Raw genomic sequence first — 18,829 nt, 5'->3', positions numbered from 1 at the left:
AATTAGTAGGGAGGCTTTACATATGAAAGATCCACGCATTGAAAAGTTAGCATACAATTTAATTAACTACTCTATTCGCTTACAAAAAGGCGAAAAAGTATTAATTGAAAACTTTGGCTTACAAAAAGAACTTGTAACTGCACTTGTAAAAGAAGCATATGCAGCTGGTGGTTTCCCATTCGTTTCTTTAAAAGATCATCAAGTAGATCGCTCTTTATTAATGGGTGCTACTGAAGAACATTTCGAACAAATCGCAGCGTATGAAGCAAGCGTAATGAAAGATATGGACGCTTATATCGGTCTTCGCTCTGGTGATAACATTAACGAACAAGCTGACGTACCAAGTGAGAGAATGCAAATTCACGGTCAAACAGTTGGTAAGAAAGTTCATAGAGACATTCGCGTTCCAAAAACACGCTGGGTTGTTCTTCGCTACCCAAATGCTTCTATGGCACAGCTTGCGAAAATGAGCACAGAAGCTTTCGAAGACTTCTACTTCGAAGTATGTAACTTAGACTACGGTAAAATGGATAAGGCGATGGATAGCCTTGTTACATTAATGAATAAAACAGATAAAGTGCGCCTAACTGGACCTGGAACTGACTTAACATTCTCTATTAAAGACATTCCAGCAATTAAATGCTCAGGTCATTTAAACATTCCAGACGGTGAAGTATACTCTGCACCCGTTCGTGATTCTGTTAACGGTACAGTTTCTTACAACACGCCATCTCCTTACAACGGTTATACATTTGAAAATGTACAACTTAAGTTCGAGAACGGCCAAATCGTTGAAGCAACTGCAAACGATACAGAGCGCATTAACAAAATCTTCGATACAGACGAGGGCGCACGCTACGTTGGTGAGTTCGCAATCGGCGTAAACCCATACATCTTACATCCAATGGGAGATATCCTATTCGATGAAAAAATCGATGGTAGCTTCCACTTCACTCCTGGACAAGCTTACGACGATGCATGGAACGGTAACAACTCGAACATTCACTGGGATTTAGTATGCATCCAACGCCCTGAATACGGCGGCGGTGAAATTTACTTCGACGACGTACTAATCCGTAAAGACGGACGCTTCGTTGTACCTGAATTAGAAGCTTTAAATCCAGAGAACTTAAAATAATAATAAAAACGCTCGGAGTTTTCTCTGAGCGTTTTTTTAATATTTTAATAAGTCTTTCGCCACATCTTCTGGCACTTTAAAACTCATTTTCTTATTTTTCATTTCAACTTCAACATAAGGGACATCTTTATATACTGTCATCGTACCAATTTCATGTAACTCCTTTTTATCTTTACTCGACTCCGATAATTTTGTTGTATCCTCTTGGTACATTTTAAATGTTTTCCCTTGCGGAGTATCTAAAGGAGCCGACTGCATTTCCCACTTATCCATTTTCATGACTTCAAACAGCTTTTCAATTTCTTTCTTATCGGTAATTACTTTCTTCTCACTTGAATCAGTAAGTGATTCAATTTCAACTTTTTGTGCCTTTTCTAAGTTCATACCTGCCTTTTCCTTCTTCGTACTACATCCTATTAAAAGAATCGATGCGGTTAGCAGAAGTACAAATAACATAAGGACTTTTTTCATTTCTAATCCTCCTAACTACATAGACCTACTTTTCTCGCTTTTTGTTTGCTGAAAGTGAAAATAATACAAAAGTGCCACTGCAATAGTACCAATTACTATCGGAACATATAAAGGCAGATTCCATTTCGTATATACTCTAGTGCAGCCAACAATTACAAACAAAATTTCCAAACAAAATAAAGGTTTTACATATTTCATTTCTTACCCACCATTTCTATTTTCACATGTGGATTCTCTTTTTCTACAAGTGATAAAAACTGCTTCATATGTTGCGGCATCGCAAGCAGGTGTACTTTATATGAATTCGTCGTAATTTCAAGATTTTTCCCAACTTGACGAATGATTCTTATCTCTTTCAATACGATATCGTCATTTAAAATACCGTACTTTAATACACCATTTTCTACTTTATGCTTTTTAATAAATACTTCCCAAACGAGCGGGACATTTACAATGAAACATAATCCCATCCCAATTAACGCTGACATCCACTGTTCTTTATTTGCGATAATCATGACGAGTGGATATACAAACATAAAAGCTAACGTGAGACAAACGAAAAATACTACTGACTTACTTCTTTGAATCGGAAAATTCATACATGCACCCCCACCCTAAATTATACCATTAATTCCATTTTAATTCATAAAAAAAGGCCATTTCTAAATGACCTCTTTAAACCATATACCTTACTTATCTTGAATCTCTTTCCATTCTGAAGCTAGTAAACTATATACTGCGATATCATGAAAATGATCATATAGCCATTCTTCATCTCTTAAAATACCATCTAACTTAAACTCTAAACGCTCTGGAATAGCACGGCTTTTCACATTTTCAACACCGCATCTAATTTCCATTTTATTTAATTTTAAATTCTCAAATGCATAGTGAAGTACAGCCTTTACGCTACGCGTCATAATACCTTTCCCGCCAGCATCTTCTGCAAGATAATATCCAAGACTTGCCGCTTTCTTCCCCCAGCTCACTGGATGAATACCTACCATACCAACGAGCTTTCCTTTATAACGTATGCCACTTTCAAAACCGTCTCCCTCTGCAAACTTCTTTAACCACATCGGACAAATCTCATTATAAGCATCAGCAGATTTCGTCCCATCTACCCAAGGAAGCCATCTTCTTAAATGATTACGGTTTTGATTTATTAATTGATATAGTTCCTCTTTATGATGCTTCTCTAATAACTGTAATTCAATTTCGTCGTCTACTCGGAGTGTGAACATGGTTTTCGGCCCCTTTTTAGTTTTCTTATTATTCTAACATCTATAGGTAAAAAATGTTAAATAATTTATTTTCATTTAAATAAAAAACAACTATATATGATTGATATATAGATACGTATCATATATAGTTAAAGTATGGAAAAAAATGATAATTTTATAATTCAATTACGTAAAGGTGTTTTTGATCTCGCTATATTGTCCTTAATAAGCAAACAACCTATGTACGGATACGAGATTACAAGCGCATTACAAGCTATCCCTGTGTTTCATATTCCGAACGGTTCGATTTACCCTATATTAAATCGAATCACGAAAAACAATTGGGCTATTTCCTATTGGGAAGAGTCCGGTGATGGCCCAAAAAGAAAATACTATCGCATTACAGACGAAGGGAGAGAAATTTTAAATAGTCGCTTACATGATTATGATGCAGTGTATCATGCTCTAATGTTACTAGCTAAAGGAGAGGATAAAAAATGAACAAAGAACAATTCTTTTCAAATGAACTCATTATTTCTTTCTTACACGATTTTCAGAAAGGTTTAATGAACTTACCTACATCAGCACGCGAACAACATGTGCTAGAAATCAAATCCGATTTATACGAAAATGCATTAAGTAAAGAAAGTGAAAGAATACCACCAGCAAACATCCCTTCACAAGTGATTGCAGAATTTCTTCCTCCAAAAGAACTAGCAAAGGAAATTGCAGCAGAATATACAGACGTTATTGAAGAAGCACAACAATCTACAAATACATTTATTAAATATTATTCTGGCCTATCTATCGGTCCACTTGGCGCTCTATCAGTACCTATTGTACTAGGCTTCATCAATATTTCAGCTAATTTGCCCTTTGTACTAGCTTTTATAGCAAGTAACATTTGGTTTATCTGTAGAGAAAACCATTGGAATACAGACTTATTAAAATACTTTAAAACAATAATTTCCATTAGCTCAAGGCTTTTAATCGCTCTTCCTTTTACTTTTTTCGCAATTCGCATCATCATAACAAAACAATTCGATATGTTTTCATTCTATTATTTAATTGGATATGTACTTTTTAGTTCAATTTATATCTTTTTGTTAAAACAACTCTACAAAAAGAATAAACAATACCAACCTATCAATGCTTTTTAACATATATCTAACACAACAAAAAAAGACGCACAGCCACCGCTATGCGTCTTTTTTATTACTTCTCTGCAACTTGAACTTCTTTTACGTAAGCTGCTTCGAATTTTTGGATGTCTCCTGCGCCCATGAAAATGAGAACGCCGTTTTTATGTTTCTTTAATACATCCGTTGTTGTATCTGTAATTAATTCTGCACCGTCAATACGCTTTTGCAGATCTTCGATTGTTAATTCACCTTTGTTTTCGCGCGCTGATCCAAAAATATCACATAAGTATACTTGATCAGCTTTGCTTAGGCTTTCAGCGAACTCATCTAAGAACTTTTCTGTACGTGAGAATGTGTGTGGCTGGAATACAGCGACAACTTCACGCTCTGGATGTTTTTGACGAGCTGCTTCAATCGTTGCATTAATTTCTGTCGGATGGTGTGCATAGTCATCAATGATAACTTGCTCTCCCATTGGCTTTTCATTAAAGCGACGTTTTACGCCTTCAAAAGTTGTTAGCTGATGCTTAACTGCTTCTACATCAACGTTTTCATAATGGCAAAGCGCGATTACTGCTAATGCATTTAATACGCTGTGGTTGCCGTAGCCTGTAATTTTGAACGTGTCATAGTACGTATTACGAACGAATACATCGAAAATAGTACCGTCAGTTCTCTTTTGAATGTTACGTGCTTGGAAATCATTATCTTCTCCAAATCCATAGAAAATAACAGGTACTTTCGCTTGAATTTTTTGAAGTTCTTCATCATCTCCACATGCAATAATGCCTTTTTTCACTTGCAATGCCATCTCTTGGAATGCACTGAATACATCATTGATATCTGTGAAATAATCTGGATGATCAAAATCAATGTTTGTCATAATTGCATAGTCTGGATTGTAAGACAAGAAATGACGACGATACTCACAAGCTTCAAATACAAAATACTTACTATTTTCTACCCCATGCCCTGTTCCATCTCCAATAAGGTAAGATGTAGGGTGTGCACCTTGCATTACATGGGCTAACAAACCAGTTGTTGATGTTTTTCCATGTGCACCAGTTACAGCAACACTTGTGTATTGGTTCATAAGATCACCTAAGAAGTGATGGTAACGATGTACTGGGATGTTTAATTCTTTTGCTGCTACGATTTCTTCATGCGTATCAGGAAATGCATTTCCCGCAATAATCACTTGTCCTTCTTTTACATTACTTTTATCAAAAGGAAGAATCGAGATATTACGCTTTTCCAACGCTGTTTGTGTAAAGAAACGCTTTTCATAATCAGACCCTTGAACAGTATGCTTCATGTCATGAAGAATTTGCGCTAATGAACTCATTCCTGTTCCTTTAATTCCTACAAAATGGTAAACTGTCATCTTAAAGAACCTCCAACATTTCGAACTAATACAACGGCCTATCTATAAGACAGTATATGAATCTTTTCTTATTTTGGTAATCATCATACATTTTTGATGTAGTGAAGTTATTCTTTCCTTCACTTATCAGGATAAACTCGTACGTACTTCTTTTTTATGTTCATAACAAATCCATTATAGCAAAAAAGAAGCCGCTATACTATGATAACAGAAAAACTGATAGGGTCAATCACCTATCAGTTTTTCTCTCTTTTACATATCTTCTCTTTTTTCTAATTGAACACGCTCTAAACGTGGGTTTGGACGATATTTACGACCAGCTTTTGCTTCTGGTTTTCCATTTAATTCTACGTTATCACCAGTAAAGCCAATATTCATTTTTAATAAGCTACTTCCTACTCCGTATATATCAACAGGTACGTTTTGAGCTTCAAATTCACGAATACGCTTCTCATCAAATCCACCAGTTACAACGATGTCTACATGCTGGAATCCTTCCTCATCAAGTGCTTTACGAAGTGCGAATACAAGCGATGGGTTTACACCACGTGGATCGAATGTTCCAAGTACTTCTGGGTGGCGAATGAAGTATTGATCAATCATCGTGCGAGACGTATCTACACGTACACCTTTTAATGTTGATCCAAATTCACGCGCTACGCGAAGTGCATCTGTAATGACATCATTGTTGTAATCTATTAATACAACTAATTCATCTTCTGGGAATTTCTTATGATATGCTTTTGCCGCTTCCACAACATCACCATTAAACATTTGAATTAATGCGTGAGGCATCGTCCCCATACCACTTTTGCCCCACCATTCATTCATCGCATGCGTCGCTTGTGCGCTCATACCTCCGATGTATGCTGCATAACCGTCACCAGCTTGTTGTGTATAATGATCATCACGGTCTCCCATGAAAATAACTGGTTTTTCTTTATCTACGCTACGCGCAGCTTGGACAACGTTATATACGTTTGTTGCAACCGATGTACGACGAGCTAAAATCCCATCAATGACACCTTCTAAAAATCCGAAATTTTCATAAGGACCATGAATTGTTAACACTGTTTCAAATGGACTAATTTTATCGCCATCTTTTAAAGAGTTAATTTCAAGTTCCTCAGGATTTTTAGCGAATGTTTGTAGCAATGCAATGACTTCATCTGTTCCGCAAAGAACTGCATTTTCCTTTTGGAAAAATTGCATCGTTACAACACTTTTCGGGCGAAATTCTTCGATGATTTCTCTAGTCTTTAAAAAGTAAACGGCAGAGAACCAACCTTCTCCAACGCGTTCGTCAAATTTAAATGTTTTATTTGTTAGTCTATTTATTTCACCTTTTAATTTTAATTCAATTTCTTTCATGTCGCTTTACTCCCTACTTTACTATCCAACATTTTCTCTTAGTATACAGCAAAACCGTTTACTATACATTTGTTTCCTGCATAGCGGCAAATTCATCCTCGGAAATAAGGACATCTCTCGGTTTCGTTCCTCTACCTTCAGAAATAATTCCTTGCGATTCCATCTCTTCAATGAGACGTGCCGCGCGATTATAACCGATGCGGAATTTTCGCTGTACAGAAGATGTGGACGCTCCCCCTTGTTCTACAACAAATTGACATGCATCAAGGAACAATTCGTCTTCCGACTCGGCTTGTTCTGTTTTCGCTAATAAATCCTCTTGCTTAAATAAGTAATTTGGCTTCATTTGCTTTTTCACATGATCAACTGTCTTTTCAATCTCATCATCCGATACATATACACCTTGTACACGAACTGGCTTAGATGTACCGTTCCCTAAGAATAACATATCACCACGGCCAAGTAATTTCTCTGCGCCCCCAATATCAATAATCGTACGCGAATCAACTTGAGATGATACAGTAAACGCAATACGCGTTGGAATGTTTGACTTAATTAAACCTGTAATAACATCTACAGATGGACGCTGCGTCGCTACTAATAAATGAATACCACAAGCACGTGCTTTTTGCGCAATACGACAAATTGCTTCCTCAACATCACCAGGTGCTACCATCATTAAGTCGGCTAACTCGTCAATGACAATAACGATATAAGGTAATGTCTCTCCCGGAATTTCTCGCCCACTTACAATCGTATTGTAGCGAGTTAAATCACGAGCACCTGCGTGCGCAAACAATTCATAACGGCGCTCCATTTCTTCAACTGCCCATTTTAATGCAGCTGTCGCTGCTTTTACATCCGTAATAACAGGTGCTACAAGATGCGGAACAGAATTGTATGGTGCAAGCTCAACCATCTTCGGATCAATTAACATTAACTTCACTTCATGTGGTTTCGCTTTATATAAAATGCTTGTTAAAATGGCGTTAATACACACACTTTTACCAGAACCCGTTGCACCCGCAATAAGTCCGTGTGGCATTTTTCGAATATCCGTTACAATTGGATCGCCTGAAATATCAAGTCCAAGTGCAACTGTAAGCGGTGATTCACTCTTTGTAAACACAGGACTTCTTAAAATTTCACGAAGAAATACTGGCTTACTTTCTTTATTTGGAACTTCAATTCCAATCGCACTCTTTCCTGGAATCGGCGCTTCAATACGAATATCTTTCGCAGCTAAACTTAGCTTAATATCATCACTTAAGTTTGTAATTTTATTTACTTTTACACCTGGGTCTGGCTGTACTTCAAAACGAGTTACTGCTGGACCTTGCGATACATTAATAACATGTGCGCCAACGTGGAAATTATTAAACGTTGTATCTAATAATTCTTTCTGTTCTTCCAACCATTCCGTATTATCTAACGCTGCTTGCTGCGGAATCGATAGTAATGTTAATGATGGAATCGTATACGTCGGTGGCGTTTGCAATACATTGCGCACATCATTCTCTCTTTGATTTACAACATATGCTTTCTCTTCTACTTCCGTACTTGAAATTGGCTTTTGTACTTGCTCTGCCACTACTTGTTGTACTGGCTGCACTTCTTCCACTTGTGGCTCTACTACTTGCTGCACTGGTTTTTCTTCCACTTGCGGTTCTACCACTACTTGCTGCATTGGTTTTTCTTCCACTTGCGGTTCTACCACTACTTGCTGCATTGGTTTTTCTTCCACTTGTGGCTCCACTACTACTTGTTGCATTGGTTTTTCTTCCACTTGTGGTTCCACTACTACTTGTTGCATTGGTTTTTCTTCCACTTGTGGCTCCACTACTTGCTGCATTTGTTTCTCTTCCACTTGTGGCTCCACTACTACTTGTTGCATTGGCTTTTCTTCCACTTGTGGTTGTTCTTCTACTTGATGTACAGGCTTATTCTCTACTCTTTCACTCATAGAAGATTGCATTCCATTCGTTCTAGACGCATGTCTTTCCATTAATCGCGCTCTATCTTGTTTCAACATAACAACATTAAATGGTACGTGACGCTTTTTCTCACGTTTTGGTTCTTCTTTTTGTACAACTGGTTGTTCTTCTACCACTGGTGCTTCCTCTGCAACTGGTTGTTCTTCTACGACCGATGTTTCCTCTGCAACTGGTTGTTCTTCTGCAATCGGTGCTTCTTCTACAACTGATTGTCCTTCTACGATCGGTGCTTCTTCTACAATCGGTGCTTCCTCTACAACTGATTGTTCTTCTACGACCGGTGCTTCTTCTGCAACTGGTTGTTCTTCTACAATCGGTGCTTCTTCTACAACTGATTGTCCTTCTACGACCGGTGCTTCTTCTGCAACTGGTTGTTCTTCTACAATCGGTGTTTCTTCTACAACTGATTGTTCCTCCGCAATTAAAACATCCGCAAAGCTTTGAACATCTTTTTTCGTTTGTTCATCAGCCACAGCAACATGTATGAATTCATTCTTTTGTTCAATTGCTTCATTTAACACCATTTCTTGTTGCATTTCCTCAAGTGCTACAGGTTCCACTTCTTCTGGTGCTTCTGTTTCTGCAATTACTTCCACTTCTTCTAACTCTTCTGTTTCTGCAACTACTTCCACTTCTTCTAATTCTTCTGTTTCTGCAGTTACTTCCACTTCTTCTAACTCTTCTGTTTCTGCAACTACTTCCACTTCTTCTAACTCTTCTGTTTCCGCAATTACTTCTACTTCTTCTGACTCTTCTGTTTCCGCAATTACTTCTACTTCTTCTGGTTCTTCCGCTTCTGCAATTACTTCCACTTCTTCTGGTATTTCTACAACAATTGTTTCTTCAAGTTTTTCTTCTGCTTTGACAATCACTGATTCTTCTGGTGCTTGTTTTTCTACTTCAATAGTAGGTTGTTCTATTTCTGTACTACGTTTAATTTCTTCTGATAATATTGTATCCTCGTGCTCTACTTTAGAATCTACTAATTCCTCTTGTAGAATGTTTTTGTCCACTACATCACTTTCTTGCTTCGCACCTTCCATGCGCTCAGCAATTGTTTCATGAAGTAATTCAGCCGCTGGAACTTCCTGCGGTGCACTCATTTCTTGAACCACTTCTTTTTCTTCTACTATAGGCTCTTGGCGTTCGATTTCATAACCGTTTTTCTCTAGCCATTGATCGACAACTGACTTTTCTTCCTTTTTACTCTCTTCATATTGTCGCTCTCCTTGCTCGTTAGCAGCTCTATGACTAGAAGAAGTCGGTGCTTGTCCTTCTGAGAAATCAGATAATGTATATCCTTTTTTCTCTAACCATGCATCAACGACTGATTTGCCCTCTACAGATATTTCAAGGTCTTCTCTTTCCTTTACTTCCTCCTGCTTTTCTTCCTTTTTCTCTACTGAAGGACGATTATATCCGTAAATTGGCGAAATCATTTCTGTTGGACGAAATGGTCTACGGTTACTTTCTTGCGCTGGTGTAGATGCTTTCTTTACGACAGGTTCTCGCTCCGGTTCATATTGCATTTCCGGTTCTTCATATGTAGAAACTACCTTCTCCACATACTGTCGTCTGCTTCTTTCCACTTTGATTCCTCTTTGAATAGGCTCATTTTCATATGTTACAGCTTGAACAGGTTGTTCTTCAAAACGCCCTGTTTCTATAACATCCTCTTCATCGAACCCATTATCCGGTACTAATGGAAAACGGCATTTACCTGCATTCCTACTTGCCATTTGTGCTTCTCTTGCTTCAGTGTAGTGGTTTACACGAGGAATTTTCGGCTGACTTTCAACTTGCTTTGGTACTTCTTTATTCATCGCTGTTTGTTCTTCCTCTTTGTTAAACAGCTTTTTCATCCAATCTAACATGCTTACCACTCTTTCTACTAAATAGTAACATCCTTTATTGTATCAGCATTCGGCAAAAAGTGCAGGTAAAATTAAGCATGTCATATTTATCCATATTATTCTAATTTACGAGTGTTTTCATATAGAAAAACGCAGCCTTACACGTAAGACTGCGTTTAAGCTTTACTCTTCCAATATTCATCTACACTATCCGTTACACTTTGCACCGGTCTCAAAGTTTTTTATAATTGTTTTATAATCTCATCTATATTTCCAATATGAACGGGTTGCCACACTTCTGTACCACGCTCTGCCGTATACACTGGATACGCATCATCATCGATATTCACGAAAACTGGGTCTCCCATATCTGTTTCATATCCAATAACAATCCATTCATCTTTCCATTTTCCGTTTTCTTCACTTATTAATGAATTTTGATGTTTATCATATCGATAACCGATTTGTCCTTTTTCTAATTCATTTTGACTAAACAAATATATCTCATAAGTACCTAACTCGATATCTTGCTGTTTTGAAGTTTCAATTCGTTTCAGAAGTTCTGCGATTTTTAGTCGTTGTTTCATACGTCTATCCCCTTCTATTTTTCTAAATTTTAACTAGATTGCTTATAAAATACAATATAGATTTTGTGAAAAAAGGTGACATCCTTATAATATGAATGATTTTTTGAATATATCTGTCACAACTCGCAATATATCAACGATTTTTCAAATATATCTATCGTAACTCGCAATATATCAACGATTCGACAATGAATATCGACTTACCGACAAAAGATGACAAAATAAAAAGAGAGGCTGCCCAAAAGGACACCCTCTCTTTTCTTATATCAATTAAAATTTAAACTCTTGTCCAACTTCAAAGCTATCTTCTAATACAAGAATACCTTTTTCTTGTGGAGCATCTGGAAGCTCTAATTCACGTGCTGAACAAATCATTCCAGCAGAAGGAACTCCGCGAAGCTCAGCTGGCTTGATTAACATACCGCTTGGCATTACAGCGCCGATTTTTGCAACGACAACTTTTTGTCCTGCATCAACGTTTGGTGCGCCACATACGATTTGTAATGTTTCTGTACCGATTTCTACTTTACAGATGTTTAGCTTATCAGCATTTGGATGTTTTTCTTTTTCAGCTACATAGCCTACAACAAATTTTGGAGAAAGATCTGCTTCTACTGTTTCTTCAAAGCCGTTCTTCGCTAAAATTTCGTTAATTTTTTCTACAAGTTCTTTCGTTAACGTAAGGTTACCTGTTTCTTTTACTTCTAAGTAAGAAGATGCATTAAAGATGTTGAATCCTGCTGTTTCGTTGCTTTCACGATCGTATACGCGAGCAACATCTCCTTTGCGATCAAAAGTACGGTTCTCTAAAGTAATATCTTGTAAGGCAACAATTAGAGTGTCACCAATTCCTTCAAGGTTGTAAAAAACGTTCACTTCGTTCATCCTTTCTCTTTTCCATCTGTCTTCTTCCGATTCTTCGCTAAAATAAAGATTGGTTCAAAGTCCCCATCTTCATATACGAATGAAAGTGATGTAATCGGAACATGCCCTTCGGCAAAAAATTTCATTGTCATTTGTGCAATAATATCATAACCGATTTCGTTGACGATATCAGCAATAATTAATACATCTTGGTGAGGAACAGCAACAACCATGTCACCAGAAATCTTTTCACGCATCGATTGTAGTAACGATTCGTTTAAAATACGAGTCGCATCATATCCATCATTTGTGTTTAAAAAGTAGAATGTATTACCTGCCACTGTGTCTTGTTTAAATTCATAACCTAATGAGCGAGCGTTGAATAATGCCATTTCACGCACTTGTTGCTCTGTAAGCCCTAATTTTTGTAATAAACGCTCATCAATAAGACGATATGTTTTATTCGAATCTAGCGCATAGTAAATACGTGTTTCCGCCGTATGATCCGTCATAATGAACGGATTTCCTTCTTCTGCTTGTTTCGGGAAAGAAGTAGAGCGAATAACAGGTAAAATTTTTGCCGCGCTATTTTCTTCCTTATGCATCGCAATTAACGCTTCTTGTACGTAATAGGCAACCTCTTCGATTGCTTTTTCTTTATTCACTTCCCATTTTGCCACAACTCCTGGAAGCGATACGTTAATACCTTTTTTCGAGTCTTTCTGTTCTATACGTAGAACCTCTTTCTCGCTATCATAGTGAAAGTCCCATTCCGGACGAGATAATTTCTTCATTAACTCATCTTTCATCTTTTTACTTGTCATCTTCATCTCTTTTTCCTCCCTTCCAAAAAAATAACCTCCCCCGCGAAGGTAGAGGTTGTTTTACAATTCAATTGGCAAATTGCCTTATTTTAAACCTTCAATGAACTCTTCGATTTGTTCTTGTGTTTTACGATCTTTGTTTACATAGCGACCTGTTTCTTCACCTTTATTGTACGCTACAAAGCTCGGAATGCCAAATACGTCTAATTTTACGCATAGATCAATAAACTCGTCACGATCTACATAGTAAAATGAGAAATCACTATATTTCTCTTCTACTTCCGGCATAAATGGATCTACAAAGCGGCAGTCTGGACACCATTCTGCTGAGAACATAAAGACTACATTCTCTTCATTTTTTAATTGTTGGAATTGCTCCATGCTTTCTAATGATTTCATCTATATTTCCTCCTCTAACGAGTGCATTTTTTCATGTTATAATCTTTCTTTTATACTACCATACATCGCGCACGGTGCAAGGTTTATGCTTGCTTTTCGTCATACTTATATTGCCCAACAAGTAACTTAACAACGTGTACAAATAATTCCGTGCGATCGACATAATCATCTGTAAAAATACCGATTGCACCTTCGTGGCTACGAATATCTTTTCTCTGTACAAACTCTTCCATCACTTCACTTAACTCCTTGCCCTCTTCAAGAGGTGCTAAAAAATCATCCGGTAACGTAATACGTGCCCCGCCGGCAACAAATATTTTACCATCACTTGTTGCTAGCGCGCCCCAATTACACATAAATAAACCGTACTCCGTTTTCATCACGCCGCCTTCTAGTCCAATACCAATTTGAGCTTCTCCTTTCTCTAGCGCTCGCTTCGCTCTATTGATCGCTCCTTGCATCGTCTCTTCATCTGAAAACGGTTGTGCTGCTACTCCTGAAGGAACAGAAAGAGATGTAATTTCGGCATCACTCCAAACCTTCTCCACAGCTCCAACCTTCGTTTTATTCTTTGATCCAACTACTACTTTCATTTCGTTCACCTCTATAAAATTCATCATCTTACTTTAATCAAGTTATTCTTTATACATGGGAGCACCGCCACCATGACCAATTACTCGATTACCTCTTCACTCTAAAAAGAAGAGGTGATCGAGTAACATTGCGGACCTCTACACCAAAACAGCCTACCTCTCTCTTCATACTCGGGATCTTAATACATCGTTCGAGCATCTATTCAACCTAAAAAAAGAAGGGTTTTTCGCCCTTCCTCCTTACGCGTTATTCTTAATTGTCTCTAACGTCGTTTTATCTGTTGCTCTTACAAGCTTCGTAATTAGCTCTTTCGCTGCTGCATAATCATCAACATGTAAAATAGAAGCATGTGTATGAATGTAACGTGCGCAAACACCAATTACTGCTGATGGGACACCTGAGTTACTTGTATGTACACGTCCCGCATCTGTACCGCCTTGTGAAATAAAGTATTGGTACGGAATGTTGTGTGTTTCTGCTGTATCTAAAATGAATTCACGCATTCCTCTATGTGTTACCATCGTACGATCGTAAATACGAAGAAGAGCACCTTTTCCTAATTGACCGAACTGTGTTTTGTCACCAGATGCATCGTTTGCTGGACTTGCATCAAGCGCATAGAAAATATCTGGTTGAATCATATTTGCAGCAGTTTGTGCACCGCGAAGACCAACTTCTTCTTGTACAGTCGCACCAGAGTATAATGTGTTTGGTAATGTTTCGTCTTTTAATTCTTTTAGTAATTCGATTGCAAGACCACATCCGTAACGGTTGTCCCAAGCTTTCGCCATAATTTTCTTTTCGTTTGCCATCGGCGTAAACGGGCAGATTGGTACGATTTGTTGTCCTGGTTTTACACCAATTTCAATCGCATCTTCATAGCTATCTGCACCTATATCAATTAACATGTTTTTTATATCCATCGGTTTTGCACGTTGCGCGTCACTTAATAAATGAGGAGGGATAGAACCAACAACCCCAATAACAGGACCATTCTTCGTCATCACTTGTACGCGTTGCGCTAATAGTACTTGGCTCCACCAGCCGCCTAACGGTTGAAAACGAAGCATTCCGTTTTTCGTAATTTGCGTAATCATGAAACCTACTTCATCCATATGACCTGCTACAAGAACACGCGGGCCAGTTTCGTCCCCTTTTTTCAGACCAAATACGCTACCTAAACCGTCTTGTACAATTTCATCTGCATATTTGCTTAATTCTTGCTTCATAAAACGGCGCACATCATGTTCAAAACCTGATGCACCTTGTAATTCTGTTAACGTACGAAATAATTGTAATGTCTCTTTATTCACGAAGTCCCCTTCTTTCAAACCTTAGTAGAATACCTCTTTTATTGTAACGAAATTTTCGAAATGTTTCTAGTTTCTTCTTTTTTAGCTGTATTTGCTTTATAATTATTATCGGTACACTATTTTTATTTTATAGAATTGAGGTGAATGTATGAGCTGGAAAGGTTTAGTAGCAGGTCTTGGCGTTGGGTTCGCAGCTGGTTATTTCGTTGCAAACAAAGTACAAGAACAATCCCATATTTCTTCAGAAAAAGCATTGAAAATGGTGAAACAAGCATTAAGTCATAAAGGTGAAATTACTGGCTCTTGGGTACATATGGTTCCAGAGACATTTGAAAAATATGATGTCGCATATGAAGTTTATCGCGGCGGTCTTACAACGATGTTAAATGATATACAAGAACGATTTGAATTTTTAGTTGATGCTAAAACAGGTACTGTTTTAGAGGTTATAGCAGCATAAACAGGAGGGTTCCCATTAGGTGAACCTCTTATTTTTTAATTGTGGGTAGGGATTGAAATTATATCGGCGATTTTTCGAATATATCGGCGTATCTCGATTTATATCAGCGATTCCTCATTTATATCGGCGCAACTCCGTTTATATCGGCGATTTCCCAATTATATCGACTTACCGACAAAAGCCGACAATAAAAAAGAGGTCGCTCCAGCAAATATTCTGGAACAACCTGCTCTTTTTATGCTTCTATACTCGTTTTTCTCTCTATCTTTTCTACAATATGCCCTTCCTCATTCCACTTTACTGCACGGTAATATGCGTCATGATAAAATGTAAACCAAGCATCCTTTTCAGCTCCATACTTCATCCACTTTTGCTTATTTTCAATCGATGTCATCGGATAATCATCATAAGCCATGACCCATAATACATTTTGATGGGCGTGCGTCGGCAATAGGTCTGCTAAATGCAGCATCGTTTCCCCTTTGCTTTCTAAAGCGATCACTGCGTGTCCGTCACTATGGCCGCCTGTATGCGCCATTTTTATTTCATCCGTAATTTCTATTTCTTGCTGAAACGTAACAACTTGATCTACAATCGGCTCCCAATTTTCCTTCCAATATGTATTACGTGATCTAATATTTGGGTTCCTCATTTCATTCCACTCTGTTTCGCTTACATAAATTTTTGCATTTGGAAAAGCTGGCACAAGGTAATCACTTTCCCATTTTGTTAAACCAGATGCATGATCAAAATGAAGATGCGTCATTAAAACGTAGTGAATATCTTCAGGCTTTAATCCTAGTTTTTCTAATGATTCATAAACCGATGATTCTTCTGTTACACCTTGATTTCGCTTCATCTTCTCATTCAATTTACCGTTTCCTATTCCAGAATCAATGAGCATATTACCGTCTTTCGTTTGCAAAAGTAACGGATCTGTTCGTAAATAAATATGATTTGTATCATTATGTTTATATTTACGTGACCAAAGTACTTTCGGCACAACCCCAAACATTGCTCCTCCATCTAAATGTGTATTCCCACCTTTTAGCCACGTCACTTTTATATCTCCAATTTGTAACTGTTCCATTTTTCATCCCCCTTTCCTTACAATACTAACATAAAATTCTGATTATTTTAGACACAAAAAACCTATGCATTACTGCATAGGCTCTGTACGATATTTTGCTTCTACTCGGTAAATGCGATGACCTTTACTAGAGAATTTCTCTTCGTACTCAGTCATAATGTTACCTTCAAAGTCGCTGTTATGAAGATCTAAGCTTAAGTAAGTTAGTAACATACCATACTCAGCCATACTCATAAGAGAATATTCAAATAAACCTTGGTTATCTGTTTTGAAATGAATTTCTCCGCCTTCTACTAACACTTCTTCATAATTGCGTAAAAACGTTTTATACGTTAAACGACGCTTCGTATGACGTTTCTTTGGCCATGGATCTGAGAAGTTTAAATACACGCGATCAATCTCACCTTTTGCAAAGAACACTGTTAAATCTTCAGCATCTTTATTAATTAATTTCAAGTTCGGTAATTCTTCTTCAATTAATTTATCAAGTGCATCTACAACAACACTTGTGAATTTTTCAATTCCAATATAATTAATATGAGGATTTGCTTTTGCCATATCATACATAAAACGGCCACGACCTGTACCTACTTCAATGTGAATTGGCTGTTCATTTCCAAATACTTCTTTCCAGTTACCAGCGCGCTCCTCTGGGTTTCCGATTACGATATGTGAATACTCATTAATTCGATCCATTGCATATGGTTTATGTCTTAAACGCATAGATGTTTCCCTCTCTTTACATAGCTATTTTAAAGGAATAATTCCTTCTTTCTGTTTTAATCAATCTACCAAACAAAAAACCAAGTACGTACGAGCACTCGGTCCGTTTCTTTCAAGTATAAGATGTACCATTTTGATAAAAACTACATACAGCATTAAACATTCCATGACGAAACAGCTTTTTCTCTTACTTTTCTAAGAAGAGAAAAACAATCGAAAGGATGATCCGTTCATGCCAATTAATCAACAACATCAATTAGAAGTGCTGAAAGATATTTTAGTCAATCACCAAAGTGATTGTTGCGGGACAGTTTCTGAATGCGAGCAATTAGAGCGTCTCATTCAATCGTTACTCGCAAACGATAATATAAGTAGTGACGCTAAAGCAATGCTAAACGATGTATATTCTTATAGTCAATCGGGTAAATCTTCCTCTAATTTGGACAACCACATTTCCAATAATCAAGAACAACTTACTCAGTGGATTGCTGGAATGGACAATTTTTCTTAAGTATTACTCTGAAGCAAGTAGTTGCTGTAAATATTGATGCCAATATTCAGCTTCTGCTTGCTGCTTTTTTGTTGTATGCCATTGAATAGATAAAATCGTTTGCGCTATCACATACCATCTCATACGTTTAAGCAGTGATTCATCCATTTCAATATCATAATAACCGAGCCACTCACTCCATTCTTGGCGCGGAATGTACCAATATAATAACATACCGAGGTCTAAAGCTGGGTCAGCAATTACAGCTCCATCCCAATCAATTAAAAACAACTCATCTTCATCCGACAATAGCCAATTGTTATGGTTTACATCACAATGGCATACAACGAATTCGTTGTATTCAATATCTTTTAATGAATCCATTAAATATTGAAGACCTTGCTGAATTGTTTCCTCATCCCTTATATCTCCTCTTAAAACAAGTTGCAGTTGTTGTAATAACTCTTGTGCGTGAAGCGGCTGCTTCCCAAGTCTCTGAATCATCTGCACAAGTGCTTTAGAGGAGTGTATTTTCTTCAAAAGTTTCGCAACACGTTCTAGTTTCATATCCTCTGGCTCTAACTTCTGTCCCGGAAGCCATTTTTGAGCAGAAATTACATCACCGTTCGTTACCCTTCTTGTCCAAAGTAATTTTGGAACAATTCCTTCTGCTGACAATACCGCTAAAAAGGGCGATGTATTCCGCTTTAAAAATAACTTCTGTTGTCCGTTTTGCGCAATATATGCATCGCCCGTTACTCCACCAGCCGGTACAAGACTCCACTCTTTTCCTAATAATTGTTCCAACCATTCCATATTCATTACCCGTTAACAAATCCTTATCTTTTATAGTTATGAAAAGAAAAACCGCAACATTTCTACACATGTTGTGGATTCATATATATTTTA

General features: G+C 37.4%; 21 protein-coding genes. 5 read left to right on the top strand and 16 right to left on the bottom strand.

All coding sequences use genetic code 11. The features are described 5' to 3' along the window. The first annotated feature begins 22 nt into the window (after positions 1 to 22). A complete protein-coding gene (locus tag AC0L0O_RS01035) occupies positions 23 to 1,138 on the top strand; it encodes an aminopeptidase (protein WP_000654739.1) in 1,116 nt (371 codons plus the stop codon). A gap of 36 nt (positions 1,139 to 1,174) precedes the next feature. Here the strand turns inward: AC0L0O_RS01035 and AC0L0O_RS01030 are convergent, their stop codons facing one another. From AC0L0O_RS01030 to AC0L0O_RS01015, 4 genes are all read right to left on the bottom strand, one after another. After that, positions 1,175 to 1,609 carry a lipoprotein gene (locus AC0L0O_RS01030; RefSeq protein ID WP_000757111.1) on the bottom strand — a complete coding sequence of 145 codons (435 nt, stop codon included), beginning with the start codon at positions 1,607 to 1,609 and terminating at the stop codon, positions 1,175 to 1,177. 15 nt (positions 1,610 to 1,624) lie between these two features. After that, positions 1,625 to 1,807 carry a hypothetical protein gene (locus AC0L0O_RS01025; protein ID WP_000878347.1) on the bottom strand — a complete coding sequence of 61 codons (183 nt, stop codon included), beginning with the start codon at positions 1,805 to 1,807 and terminating at the stop codon, positions 1,625 to 1,627. Beyond that, positions 1,804 to 2,208 (bottom strand): PH domain-containing protein, encoded by a 405-nt coding sequence (locus AC0L0O_RS01020; RefSeq protein WP_098638935.1) that lies wholly within the window; start codon positions 2,206 to 2,208, stop codon positions 1,804 to 1,806. The genes AC0L0O_RS01025 and AC0L0O_RS01020 overlap by 4 nt, the downstream gene beginning before the upstream one ends. A gap of 90 nt (positions 2,209 to 2,298) precedes the next feature. Beyond that, the gene (locus tag AC0L0O_RS01015; protein WP_000494669.1) at positions 2,299 to 2,853 is read right to left on the bottom strand and encodes a GNAT family N-acetyltransferase; all 555 of its coding nucleotides are present in this window, start codon (positions 2,851 to 2,853) and stop codon (positions 2,299 to 2,301) included. 135 nt (positions 2,854 to 2,988) lie between these two features. On the opposite strand from AC0L0O_RS01015, the gene AC0L0O_RS01010 reads away from it, so the two are divergent. Then, positions 2,989 to 3,333: a PadR family transcriptional regulator gene (locus AC0L0O_RS01010; RefSeq protein ID WP_000414135.1), complete on the top strand. Its 345-nt coding sequence runs from the start codon at positions 2,989 to 2,991 to the stop codon at positions 3,331 to 3,333. Next, positions 3,330 to 3,992, top strand: a complete 663-nt coding sequence (locus AC0L0O_RS01005) for an HAAS signaling domain-containing protein (RefSeq protein ID WP_001031383.1) — start codon at positions 3,330 to 3,332, stop codon at positions 3,990 to 3,992. The genes AC0L0O_RS01010 and AC0L0O_RS01005 overlap by 4 nt, the downstream gene beginning before the upstream one ends. 55 nt (positions 3,993 to 4,047) lie before the next feature. Here AC0L0O_RS01005 and murC read toward each other — a convergent pair whose 3' ends face one another. The 9 genes from murC to AC0L0O_RS00960 form a co-directional block, all read right to left on the bottom strand. After that, positions 4,048 to 5,358, bottom strand: coding sequence for a UDP-N-acetylmuramate--L-alanine ligase (gene murC / locus AC0L0O_RS01000; protein WP_000219466.1), 1,311 nt, complete (start codon positions 5,356 to 5,358; stop codon positions 4,048 to 4,050). A gap of 252 nt (positions 5,359 to 5,610) precedes the next feature. Further along, on the bottom strand, positions 5,611 to 6,729 hold the full coding sequence (locus tag AC0L0O_RS00995) for a nicotinate phosphoribosyltransferase (protein WP_000658369.1): 1,119 nt from the start codon (positions 6,727 to 6,729) through the stop codon (positions 5,611 to 5,613). A gap of 61 nt (positions 6,730 to 6,790) precedes the next feature. Beyond that, positions 6,791 to 10,597 (bottom strand): DNA translocase FtsK, encoded by a 3,807-nt coding sequence (locus tag AC0L0O_RS00990; protein WP_428890036.1) that lies wholly within the window; start codon positions 10,595 to 10,597, stop codon positions 6,791 to 6,793. Positions 10,598 to 10,818: 221 nt separating this feature from the next. Beyond that, on the bottom strand, positions 10,819 to 11,163 hold the full coding sequence (locus AC0L0O_RS00985) for a thiamine transporter (RefSeq protein ID WP_274451351.1): 345 nt from the start codon (positions 11,161 to 11,163) through the stop codon (positions 10,819 to 10,821). A 270-nt stretch (positions 11,164 to 11,433) separates the two neighbouring features. Next, complete coding sequence (gene ytpR / locus AC0L0O_RS00980; protein ID WP_001006759.1) at positions 11,434 to 12,048, bottom strand: YtpR family tRNA-binding protein; 615 nt, start codon at positions 12,046 to 12,048, stop codon at positions 11,434 to 11,436. Further along, positions 12,045 to 12,857, bottom strand: coding sequence for a DUF1444 domain-containing protein (locus AC0L0O_RS00975; RefSeq protein WP_000784592.1), 813 nt, complete (start codon positions 12,855 to 12,857; stop codon positions 12,045 to 12,047). The genes ytpR and AC0L0O_RS00975 overlap by 4 nt, the downstream gene beginning before the upstream one ends. 78 nt (positions 12,858 to 12,935) lie before the next feature. Beyond that, positions 12,936 to 13,250, bottom strand: coding sequence for a thioredoxin family protein (locus AC0L0O_RS00970; RefSeq protein ID WP_000838193.1), 315 nt, complete (start codon positions 13,248 to 13,250; stop codon positions 12,936 to 12,938). A gap of 83 nt (positions 13,251 to 13,333) precedes the next feature. Next, complete coding sequence (locus tag AC0L0O_RS00965; protein ID WP_000869966.1) at positions 13,334 to 13,843, bottom strand: DUF84 family protein; 510 nt, start codon at positions 13,841 to 13,843, stop codon at positions 13,334 to 13,336. Between the two features lie 240 nt (positions 13,844 to 14,083). Further along, positions 14,084 to 15,157 (bottom strand): M42 family metallopeptidase, encoded by a 1,074-nt coding sequence (locus AC0L0O_RS00960; RefSeq protein ID WP_001031502.1) that lies wholly within the window; start codon positions 15,155 to 15,157, stop codon positions 14,084 to 14,086. A gap of 148 nt (positions 15,158 to 15,305) precedes the next feature. Between AC0L0O_RS00960 and AC0L0O_RS00955 the strand changes: the two genes are divergently transcribed. After that, positions 15,306 to 15,617, top strand: coding sequence for a PepSY domain-containing protein (locus AC0L0O_RS00955; RefSeq protein ID WP_000118540.1), 312 nt, complete (start codon positions 15,306 to 15,308; stop codon positions 15,615 to 15,617). 235 nt (positions 15,618 to 15,852) lie between these two features. Here the strand turns inward: AC0L0O_RS00955 and AC0L0O_RS00950 are convergent, their stop codons facing one another. Together AC0L0O_RS00950 and trmB are read right to left on the bottom strand one after the other, a co-directional pair. Then, on the bottom strand, positions 15,853 to 16,707 hold the full coding sequence (locus tag AC0L0O_RS00950; protein WP_000436869.1) for a YtnP family quorum-quenching lactonase: 855 nt from the start codon (positions 16,705 to 16,707) through the stop codon (positions 15,853 to 15,855). A 69-nt stretch (positions 16,708 to 16,776) separates the two neighbouring features. Further along, positions 16,777 to 17,430: a tRNA (guanosine(46)-N7)-methyltransferase TrmB gene (trmB, locus tag AC0L0O_RS00945; protein ID WP_001239380.1), complete on the bottom strand. Its 654-nt coding sequence runs from the start codon at positions 17,428 to 17,430 to the stop codon at positions 16,777 to 16,779. 232 nt (positions 17,431 to 17,662) lie between these two features. Between trmB and AC0L0O_RS00940 the strand changes: the two genes are divergently transcribed. Further along, the gene (locus AC0L0O_RS00940; protein ID WP_001122234.1) at positions 17,663 to 17,941 is read left to right on the top strand and encodes a YtzH-like family protein; all 279 of its coding nucleotides are present in this window, start codon (positions 17,663 to 17,665) and stop codon (positions 17,939 to 17,941) included. Between the two features lie 3 nt (positions 17,942 to 17,944). On the opposite strand, the gene AC0L0O_RS00935 is transcribed toward AC0L0O_RS00940, so the two are convergent. After that, entirely contained in the window at positions 17,945 to 18,742 is a 798-nt protein-coding gene (locus AC0L0O_RS00935; RefSeq protein WP_001055736.1) for a phosphotransferase family protein, read from the bottom strand. Positions 18,743 to 18,829 lie beyond the last annotated feature (87 nt).

The sequence above is a fragment of the Bacillus sp. GS3m_15504 genome (assembly GCF_055825275.1).
The sequence above is the reverse complement of the archived record's forward strand: the minus strand, read 5'-3'. Positions and strand labels throughout refer to the sequence as shown.